The sequence below is a fragment of the Candidatus Eremiobacteraceae bacterium genome, assembly GCA_035710745.1.
Classification (GTDB): Bacteria; Vulcanimicrobiota; Vulcanimicrobiia; order Eremiobacterales; family Eremiobacteraceae; genus JANWLL01.
Window position 1 is genome coordinate 1 of the sequence record DASTCX010000024.1, and the last position, 9,937, is coordinate 9,937.

Consider the following 9,937-nt stretch of genomic DNA (forward strand, 5'->3'; position numbering starts at 1 on the left):
TCTCCCTTATTCTGATGGAATGACCGCGGCGGTCGAGATAAATCTCGACCGCTCCCTTATTCTGATGGAATGACCGCGGCGGTCGAGATAAATCTCGACCGCTCCCTTATTCTGATGGAATGACCGCGGCGGTCGAGATAAATCTCGACCGCTCCCTATTATGCAGTTATTTGCTTTGCATCAACTCGACGCGGCGTTGCTCGACCGTCGGGTCAGCGATCTTCTTCGAAAGCGAGGTCAGCGTCGCGATCGCGGCCGGACGGTTCCCAGCCGCCACGTCTTCGTCTGCGATACGGACGCCGATGCGCGCCGCGTCGTCGTGGCGATCGAGCGCCAAATAGCATTCCATGAGCATCTCGAGCGCGTCGCGATCGGGCGACATCGAGATGACCCGTTCGAGCTGGCGGCTCGCCGCTTCGAACTCGCCGCTCGCGATCAGATCCAGCGCCTTACGTTTCGTGAACGAGGCCAGGCCGGAGACCGACGGACGCGGCGGCGCTTGCGGCACCGATGCTGCGCCGTCAGCGATCGCCGGCGGCGACGAATCGATCCGCGCCGGGGCCGCAGGCGCGGCCGCAGCGGCTTCGCGCGGAGCTGATGTCGGCGCGCCGTTCAAACGCGCGCGGACCTCGTCGGCGGCCGAAGGGTCCATCTCGCGCAGCGAGGCCCACAGCGACGCGTCCGACGGATCTCGCCTGATGAGGCTTTCGAAGCTGCCGGCCAGCTTATCTGCCGTGATCTTCCGCGCCGAGTTGTCCGTCGAATCGCTCGCCGTGAAGGCGGCCACGATCCCATCGAAGACCGCGCGACGACGCGCAAGATCGTCGACCTCGACCGAGGACAGCGCATCGGCTGACTCGTCGAATCGGCCGAGCTGCGCGTAGACGTCCGCGAGCTTGAGATCGACGCCGGATGCGTCGCCGCGCATCGACTTGCACGTCTGGTATTCGTCGAGCGAGTCGAGCAGGTAGCCGGCTTGGCGCAGCGCTTCGGCGTTCGCGATGCGGATGTCGAAGTCGTCGGCGAACTCGAGCGCCAGCTGATTGAGCAGGTCGAGCGACTGCTCCGTCGGGGGCGAGCCGAACGCGATGCGCGCAAATCTGTTGGCGACGTTCCCTCGTTCCTTGCCGAGCGCGCTCTGCTCGCGCTTGCCGAGGAAGAATCCGCGGACCTTCTCCTTCGCCGACAGCATGTCGGCGAGGACGTCTTGCGCGTCGTGCGGCCGGCCTTCGCTGACGAACGCATCGACCGCCGCGAAGAACTGCGGCACGCTTAGACGCAGTCCGTCTCGGGCCGCAGCTTCGCGTGCGGACGTCAATAGTTCGTCGGCAGGTTTATTGTTTGACCGCGCCATTATGTGCCAGCTCCGTCCGCGTGCCGTTCTCCGCGAGCCGCGCCTTCAGTTTCGCCACGCGCGTCGCGACGTCGCCGTAGTTCGGGTCGCCGGTCTGCAGCTCTTCCCACGACCAAAGCGCGAGGCCGAGGGATTCGGGGTCGCCTTTGCTCTCGTGGAGATCCGCGAGCTGGTAGAGGGCTTCGTGATACTGGCCGTCCGGATGGCCCTCGATCTCGAGCGCCTTCGAGAAGCGCGCTTCCGCAGCTTCGAGATCGCCCTGGCCGCGCAGGCACTTGCCGATCGCGACGTTGCCGAGCACGGCGTATTCAGGATCCGCCTCGAGGCTCTTGAGGGCGGCGAGCGCCTGATCGGCCTTGCCCATATCGGCGAGCGTGCGGCCGAGCTCGTAGCGCGCGCGCGAATTGTGCTGATCGCGATCGCGAGCCGAAGAGAACAGCGCCACAGCGTCTTGCGATCTTCCGGCCTTGCGCACTTGCAGGCCTACGTCGACGAGATAGTCCGCCGGTTTCGGCTTTGCGTTCGCATCGGTCTGCGCTCGCTGCACCGCTTCGGAGAATTTGCCGGCCGCGATGAGCGCATCGACGGAGGCGGGCGGGGCGGCCGATGTCTGTCTCGGAGCGGCCGGAGGCGCAACCGCAGCGGGCCCTGCCGCGGGCGCGGCAGCAACCGGAGCGGGCGCAGGCGCTGCTTGCGCCGGGGCGCTTTTTGCGGGCGCTGCCGCCTTTGGCGCTTCGACTTCGCCGACGAGCGGCGCCAGTTTGAAGACGATGTCGTCGAATTGCGACTTGCGCTGGGCTTGCAGCGCCGTGAGGCGAGCGAGCGCGGCTTCCGCTTCCGCGCGCTTCGCGTTGACCGCGGTCGCGATGTCGGATAGGTCCAGATGCGCTTTGTCGAGCGACGCTTGGCGTTCGCGCAGGCCGTCGAGCGAGGATCTCGCCTGCGCGGCTCCCGCCGTCGCGTCCGATGCGACGCCGTGCGCGTCGCGAGCGCCCGCTTCGAGCGCCGCGATCTGAGCTTCGATGGAATCCGAGGCTTGACGCACGGACGCGAGCTTGGTCCGCAAGTCGGCGAGCGCCGCATCCGCGCTGCTCGCCTTGGCCTTCACATCGTTCGAACTGCCCGCGACAGCGTCGAGGTCGGCGCCGACTTTGGCCGCGAGGTCCGACGTCGAAGCACATCTCTGACGCGCATCGGCGATGAGCGCCGGCAGCGTGGAGAGCGAATCGAGTTCCGCCTTCGATTTCGCTATCGCGTCGCCGAGCGACGCCAGCGACGCTTCCTCTGCTTCACGCTCGGAGACGACTTTCGCGAGCTCGTCGCGCTTCCCGGAGAGATCGTCGTCGACCGATTGCTGCTGCTGCTGAAGCGCTTCGAGAGCCGCTTGCGCCTTCTTGATCTCTTCGTCGAGAGCCATGCGCTGGCGATACGTCTGCGCGACCGCGCTCTGCACTTGTGCGAGCTGCGCCATCGCATGCGACTGCTGCTCGAGCAGCGCGAGGTCGGGCGGCAGGTTCATGAGCGACGGCGAGACCGTCGATGCCGCGGCTTCGGCTGTCGGGGGCGCGACCGACGTGACGTCGGCGATCGTCGCATGCGCAGGCCGCTCTGCGGGCGCCGACGTCGTCGTATCGACGGGCGGTGCAACGGGTTTCGCTTGAGCTGCTGCGGGCGCCGGAGCAGCGTTGACGCTCGCCTCGGCGGCGCCGAGCGCGCGGCGCGCCGCGCCGTTCGAAGCATCGATGTCGAGCGCGGCCTGCGCCAGGCGCTTGGCATCTTCGTAGTGCGCTACGCCGATCGCGGCTTCCGCGCCCCGCACGTAGTTCGCGACCGCATCGTTCGTCTGGTTGCGGATCTTGTACAATCCGCCGAGATGCTCGTACGCCGCGAAATTCGTCTTGTCTCGTTCGACCACGCGATTGAACGCGAGGATCGCTTGATTGTGCTGACCGTCGAGTTCGTAGAGCGAACCGGCTTCGTACAGGGCCGGCAAATGCTTGAGGTTCGCCTTGCGCAACACTTCGACGAACTTATCGAGCGCTTCGTGCTTCTTGCCTTCCGCTACGTCGACGCGGCCGAGCTCGAAAAGCGCGTCCATGTTCTTGCCGTCGATCTCGTACGCCGCCACGAAACTTTGACGTGCGCGCACGGTGTCGCCGGTCTCGAGGAACCCGCGACCCGCTTCGAGGTAGCGCGACACCGCATCGGCCGGCGATCCCGCGTCCGCCATCAACTTCGCCGCTTCCGCGAGCGCCGACGCGGGCGCGTCGAGTCGCGTCGCCACTTTGCGAAGCGAGGCCGCAGCGCCATCGACGTCGCCGGATTTCAACGATGCCTGGGCATGTTGGATGGCCGCTTTCACTTGCTCCGCATCAAAGGGGGGCCGCGCCTCTGCTCGGGGTTCCTTCACGCTCGCCATGCCGGTACTTCACGTTCTTCATCGAGAGGGAGAGTAATGGGCGTATGCGCGTTTTGCGGGACACAAGACGCGCGCTTCCAGGTACATTGAATATCGGCCGAAGCCGACGCCGGTGTAGAGGCCCGGTTTAGTGAGCGCCTACAGTCGCCGAATGGAGCGCCTCTAGGTAGCGCTCGGCATCCATGGCTGCCCTGCAGCCGAGACCCGCGGCCGTCACAGCTTGCCTGTAGCGGCTATCCTGGACGTCGCCCGCCACGAAGACCCCCTCGGTATTCGTCTTCGTGCCGTCCGGCGAAGCGATGTATCCTTTTGCGTCGAGGTCGAGTTGACCCGCGAATAGCTCGGTATTGGGCTGGTGGCCGATCGCGACGAAGACGGCGTCACAGGGGCGCTCGGTAACTTCGCCCGTCACGACGTCTCGTAGCCGGGCCCCGGTGACCTTGTTGTCGCCGACGATCTCCTCGACCACCGCGTTCCAGACGAACGAGATGCGCGGGTTCTCCATCGCCCGCTGCTGCATGATCTTCGAAGCGCGCAGCGTGTCGCGGCGGTGCACGATCGTCACGGTCGTGGCGAATCGCGTCAAGAAGATCGCTTCCTCCATCGCGGTATCGCCGCCGCCGACGACGATGAGATTCCGGTTCTTGAAGAACGCACCGTCGCACGTCGCGCAGCTCGACACGCCCCGTCCGCGCAGCCGCGTCTCGCCTTCGACGCCCAGCCACAGCGCCGACGCCCCGGTCGCGACGATGATCGCGTCGGCGCGATGCTCCATATCGTCGACCCACAAGCGGAACGGTCGTTTGCTGAAATCGACGCGAGTCACGTCGACGTTGTGGATCTCCGCACCGAAGCGCTCAGCCTGCGCGCGGAATTTGTCCATCAGCTCCGGCCCCATGATACCGCTCGGGAAGCCGGGATAGTTCTCGACTTCCGTCGTGAGCATGAGCTGCCCGCCGGACAGACCGCCGGCGAAGACGACGGGCGCGAGTTCCGCGCGCGCCGCGTAGAGCGCCGCGGTGAGTCCCGCAGGTCCGGATCCGATGATGATGAGACGTGCCATGACCCGTTCATTTCTTTGGGCCGCCGAGCTTGCCTCTTCAAGGTATCCCACGATGCCGCCATGTAGCATCGGTGCCATGGCCGACGCTGCGACGAAAACACCCGCGACGAAGACCCCGATGGAATTCAGGCTACGAGTCCTATGGCTCGCCGTCGCGTATTGGGCCGGCTTCTTCTTCGGCGCGATCTTCCAAGAAACGGTCTTTCACGGCGGACCGGAGCCGACGATCGTCGTCCTCGGATCGCGCTTCGGCCAGCCAGGCATCGAGTTCTTCGCGTGGCTCGCCGTCGCGTTCGTCGTCGCCGCATGGCTCGTCCGCTGGTGGGGATCGTCGTATCATTCCGCCGGCGTCGTCATGAGCGGCGACGTCGTGACAGACGAGTTCACGGTCGCCGGCCCGTATCGATACGTCCGCAATCCGCTCTATCTCGGCAACCTCTTGCTCGCCATCGGGATCGGTGCGCTCGGACCGCCGCCGGCGACGCTGCTCGTCGTGGCGTTCAACCTGATCGTGATCTACCGGCTCATCTTCATAGAAGAGCGTTTTTTGAAAGCGACGAACGGCGACGCCTATGCTCGCTACTGCGCGGTCGTGCCTCGCCTGCTGCCCCGATTGACGCCCGCGGCGTTGCCCGCCGATCCGCGCCGGCCCGACATCGCGTACGGCTTCATCACCGAGCTGTTCGCGCTTGGGTTCGTCGCCTCGATGATCTATTTCGTCTTGGTCGTCTTGCCGGCTCAAGGCGGCCGCCATCTCTTCATGTACTTCTGGCTCATCGTCGCGGTCGCGGTGATCGTCCAGTCGCTGCTTTCAAGGCGTGCTCGCGCCGCACGAGGTCTGTGATCGGTGAGCTCCGGCATCAAGAGCGATCTGTTCGAAGCGGTCGGCAACACGCCGCTGCTCAAGCTGGCGAAACTTTCGAAGGCGGTCGGCAGGACGATCCTCGGCAAGGCCGAGTTCCTCAACCCCGGCGGCTCGGTCAAAGACCGCGCGGCGAAATATATCATCCTCGATGCCGAGCGCGAAGGACGACTGCGCCCTGGCGGCACGATAGTCGAAGGGACCGCCGGCAACACCGGAATCGCACTCGCGCTGCTCGGCAACGAGCGCGACTATTCGACGATCATCGTCATCCCCGACGATCAGTCGCAAGAGAAGATCGATCTGCTCCGCGCGTTCGGGGCGGACGTCCGCGTCGTACCCTCCGCGCCGTTCACCAACGAGAACAACTACTACCACGTCGCGCGGCGGCTCGCCGCCGAAACGCCGAACGCCGTGTGGGCGGATCAGTTCAACAACCCGGCGAACTATCTCGGTCATTTTGAATCGACCGGACCGGAGATCTGGGAGCAGACCGGCGGGAACATCGATCTGTTCATCTGCGCGTGCGGCACGGGCGGAACGTTCGCCGGTATCTCGAGGGCGCTCAAAGCGCGCAAGCCGCAGCTGCGGACGATCGTCGCCGATCCGATGGGCTCGGCCATGTATTCGTACGTCAAAAAAGGCACGCTCGATTTCGAAGGCGATTCGGTGAGCGAAGGGATCGGCATCAAGCGCGTCACCGATAATTTCAAGCACGCGCTTGCCGACGACGCGCTGCGCGTCGACGACCGCACGATGATCGAGATGGTGCACTACCTATTGAAAGAGGAAGGCCTATTGCTCGGCAGCTCGGCTGGCCTCAACGTCTCGGCCGCCGCGCGGGCCGCGAAGGCGCTGCCGGCAGGCTCGACCGTCGCCACGATCCTTTGCGATGGCGGAACCCGCTATATGTCGCGGCTGTTCAACCCCGCATGGCTAGCCGAGAACGACCTGACGCCACGCGCAAAGGGCCTCGAGTTCCTCGACTAAGGGAGCGGTCGAGATTTATCTCGACCGGGCAGTCCCATGGCGAGCCCCGACCGTAGGTTTTCGGGGGGCCGCAACGAAGGCGCGCTTGGGAAAAATTTCACAAAGTCTCTTGCGCTCTGGCCCCGGGGAAAATCAACGCGCGTGTTCGCATCGCCCTGGACGACCGTCCTCATCTACTTCATCATCGCACTAGTCGTGGCAGCAGCCGTGGCCGTCGTGCCCGGCATCTTCACGGCCAACCGGCCGACGAAGCAAAAGCTCGACCCCTACGAGTGCGGCGTGCCGCCGACATCGGCGCTCGGCGGGCGGATGCCGATCCACTTCTACCTCGTGGCGATGCTTTTCGTCGTCTTCGACGTCGAAGCGGCGTCGTTCTACCCTTGGGCCGTGAAGCTGAAGCAGCTCGGCGCCTTCGGGCTGCTCGAGATGCTCACATTCATCGTCGTGCTCGGCATCGGCTACGCGTACGTCTGGAAGAAAGGCGGCTTCACATGGAAGTGAGCCCGCACCATCCGTTCATCACGACGAAGCTCGACGAATTCGTCCGCTGGGCTCAGACATCGTCGATCTGGCCGATGACGATGGGACTCGCGTGCTGCGCCATCGAGATGATGAGCATCGTCTCGCCGCGTTACGACGTCGCCCGCTTCGGCGCCGAGAAGTTCTCTTCGTCGCCGCGGCAGAGCGACCTCATGATCGTCTCCGGCCGCGTCGCGAACAAGATGGTGCCCGTCATCAAACAGCTGTTCGAACAGATGCCCGATCCGAAGTGGGTGATCTCGATGGGCGCATGCGCATCGAGCGGCGGCGTCTTCGACAACTATGCGGTCGTGCCGTGCGACACGTTCTTGCCGGTCGACGTCTACGTGCCGGGTTGCCCGCCGAGTCCCGACGCGCTCATCTACGGCATCATGCAGATCCGCAAGCAGATTGAGGCGGGCGGCAAGCGCGAGGTGCTCGTCGCGCGTGCCTGATAAGGTCCACCCCCACCCCGATCGCGTCACGACCGCCGCCCTCATGCCGGCGCTGGAGATCGCCGCAGGCGAGGGGCTGCTCGAAGCCGCGTCGCTCGACGACATGGATGAAGCGGCGATCCTTCCGGGAGCGCTACACGCCGCGGTCGAGACGCTGCTCTCGTTCGGCTTCACCCATCTGCTCGACATCGGCGGCACCGACCATCTGCCGCTGACGCCGCGCTTCGAAGTGAGCTATCATTTCGCCGCGATCGATCCGAAGCGCCGCGATCCGAAGGCGCCGGTTTCGCGCTTCAGGCTGCGCGTGTTCCCGCAAGATCAGGATCCGGTCGTGCCCTCGCTCACCAAGTATTGGCCGAGCGCGAACTGGGCGGAGCGCGAGGTGTACGACCTCTTCGGCGTGCGCTTCGACGGCCACCCGGATCTCAAGCGAATCCTCATGCCCGACGATTGGGAAGGTCACCCGCTTCGCAAGGACTATCCGCTGCGCGGCACGCGGCGGAACTTCGTTCCCGGCGGCCGGGTCGGTCCGATCCCGCCGACGCGAGATTGACGCCGTGATAGACCTCTCCGCTTACACCGACAATCCGGATATCAACCTCAGCCCCGGCGCGGCGTCGGACACGCTCGTCCTTTCGATGGGCCCGCAGCATCCGTCGACGCACGGCGTGCTGCGCGTGATGCTCAAGCTCGACGGCGAGACGGTCGTCGAAGCAGAGCCCGAACTCGGCTTCCTCCATACCGGCATCGAGAAGCAAGCCGAGAATCTCTTCTGGCAACAGGCGGTGACGGTCGTCGACCGCGCCGACTACCTCGCGCCGCTCTCGAACAGCTTGTGCTACGTGCTCGCGGCGGAACGATTGCTCGGCATCGACGACGTGCCGAAACGCGCTCAGGTGCTGCGAGTGATCTTCGCCGAGCTGACCCGGATCGCCAGCCACCTCGTCTGGCTCGGCACGCATGCGATCGATCTCGGCGCGATGTCGAATTTCTTCTACGCTTTCGAGATGCGCGAGCGGATACTGCGCATCATGGAGTTCGTCACCGGCGCCCGCATGCACCAGTCGTGGTTCCGCATCGGCGGCGTTGCGCTCGATGTGCCAAAGGGCTTCCTCGCGCTGCTCGACGAGTTCATCGCGGCGTTCCCGCCGCGGCTGGCCGATCTGCGCGCGATCCTCGAAGGCAACGTCATCATGATGGACCGTCTCGTCGGCGTCGGGAAGATCGAGGCCGCCGATGCGATCGCATGGGGTCTCACCGGCCCCAGCCTGCGCGCGACCGGCGTCGCGTACGACGTCCGCAAGGCGTTCCCGTACAGCGGCTACGACGAGTACGACTTCGACGTGCCGACGCACGACGGCGGCGACTGCTACAGCCGCTTCCTCGTCCGCGTGCGCGAGATGCACGAAGCGTGGCGGATCATCAAGCAGGCACGCGAGCGATTCCCGGGCGGGCCGGTGACGATCGACGATCGCAAGATCGTCAGTCCGCCGAAGACCGAGATCCAGCACTCGATGGAGGCGCTCATCCATCACTTCAAGCTCGTCTCGTCCGGCTTCAACGTCCCCGAGGGCCACATCTACAGCTGCGTCGAGAGCCCGCGCGGCGAGCTGGGCATGTACGTGACGAGCGCCGGCGGCAACAAGCCCTGGCGCGTCCGCTGGCGCCCGCCTTCCTTTTATAACTTGCAGGCGCTCAAACGCTTGGCACAGGGCAATCTCATCGCCGACGTCGTCGCGATAATCGGCAGTCTCGACCCGGTCTTCGGCGAGGTCGACCGTTGACGCCGGCTCGCGAGGCGAAGGGCAAAACGCTCATCGCCGCCCATCACGATGGCCAGAGCGCGCTCATCCCGTTCTTGCAGTATTGCCAAGAAGAGGACGGCTACGTCACGCCCACCGCGCTCGACGACGCCGCGACGCTCACCGGGCTCACCCGCGGCGAGGTCGAGTCGATCGCGTCCTTCTACTCGCTGCTGTTCCAGCGTCCGATCGGCAAGCACGTCATCCAGGTATGCCGCACGCTCGCGTGCATGCTCGGCGGCGCCGACGAGTTGCGCGCGCACGCGAGGGCGCGCCTCGGCGTGACCGACGGCGGAACGACTTCCGATGGCGTCTTCACGTACGAAGAAGTCGAGTGCCTCGCGGCGTGCGACAAGGCGCCGTGTCTGCAGCACAACCTACGCTACCACTACAACGTGACGCCGGCCGAGTTCGACCGGCTGCTCGAACAGTGGAAAAACGAGCGGCCCGAAGCCGCGATGCCGGCGGAATGA

10 protein-coding genes are annotated in these 9,937 nt (G+C 65.3%); 7 read left to right on the top strand and 3 right to left on the bottom strand.

Annotated features, from left to right (window positions below; all coding sequences use genetic code 11):
• Positions 1-166 precede the first annotated feature (166 nt).
• From VFO25_09375 to trxB, 3 genes are all read right to left on the bottom strand, one after another.
• A complete protein-coding gene (locus tag VFO25_09375) occupies positions 167-1,318 on the bottom strand; it encodes a tetratricopeptide repeat protein (protein HET9343108.1) in 1,152 nt (383 codons plus the stop codon).
• Positions 1,319-1,334: 16 nt separating this feature from the next.
• Entirely contained in the window at positions 1,335-3,716 is a 2,382-nt protein-coding gene (locus VFO25_09380; protein ID HET9343109.1) for a tetratricopeptide repeat protein, read from the bottom strand.
• Positions 3,717-3,900: 184 nt separating this feature from the next.
• Positions 3,901-4,836: a thioredoxin-disulfide reductase gene (gene trxB / locus VFO25_09385; GenBank protein ID HET9343110.1), complete on the bottom strand. Its 936-nt coding sequence runs from the start codon at positions 4,834-4,836 to the stop codon at positions 3,901-3,903.
• Between the two features lie 118 nt (positions 4,837-4,954).
• On the opposite strand from trxB, the gene VFO25_09390 reads away from it, so the two are divergent.
• The 7 genes from VFO25_09390 to VFO25_09420 all read left to right on the top strand — a co-directional run bounded on the left by VFO25_09390 (position 4,955) and on the right by VFO25_09420 (position 9,937).
• Entirely contained in the window at positions 4,955-5,680 is a 726-nt protein-coding gene (locus VFO25_09390) for an isoprenylcysteine carboxylmethyltransferase family protein (protein ID HET9343111.1), read from the top strand.
• A gap of 3 nt (positions 5,681-5,683) precedes the next feature.
• Positions 5,684-6,688, top strand: a complete 1,005-nt coding sequence (locus tag VFO25_09395) for a cysteine synthase A (GenBank protein HET9343112.1) — start codon at positions 5,684-5,686, stop codon at positions 6,686-6,688.
• A gap of 141 nt (positions 6,689-6,829) precedes the next feature.
• Entirely contained in the window at positions 6,830-7,189 is a 360-nt protein-coding gene (locus VFO25_09400) for an NADH-quinone oxidoreductase subunit A (protein ID HET9343113.1), read from the top strand.
• On the top strand, positions 7,180-7,662 hold the full coding sequence (locus VFO25_09405; GenBank protein HET9343114.1) for an NADH-quinone oxidoreductase subunit B family protein: 483 nt from the start codon (positions 7,180-7,182) through the stop codon (positions 7,660-7,662). Before VFO25_09400 ends, VFO25_09405 begins: the two co-directional genes overlap by 10 nt.
• Entirely contained in the window at positions 7,655-8,215 is a 561-nt protein-coding gene (locus tag VFO25_09410) for an NADH-quinone oxidoreductase subunit C (protein HET9343115.1), read from the top strand. Before VFO25_09405 ends, VFO25_09410 begins: the two co-directional genes overlap by 8 nt.
• Before the next feature lie 4 nt (positions 8,216-8,219).
• On the top strand, positions 8,220-9,446 hold the full coding sequence (gene nuoD / locus VFO25_09415) for an NADH dehydrogenase (quinone) subunit D (GenBank protein HET9343116.1): 1,227 nt from the start codon (positions 8,220-8,222) through the stop codon (positions 9,444-9,446).
• Positions 9,443-9,937 carry an NAD(P)H-dependent oxidoreductase subunit E gene (locus VFO25_09420; protein ID HET9343117.1) on the top strand — a complete coding sequence of 165 codons (495 nt, stop codon included), beginning with the start codon at positions 9,443-9,445 and terminating at the stop codon, positions 9,935-9,937. Before nuoD ends, VFO25_09420 begins: the two co-directional genes overlap by 4 nt.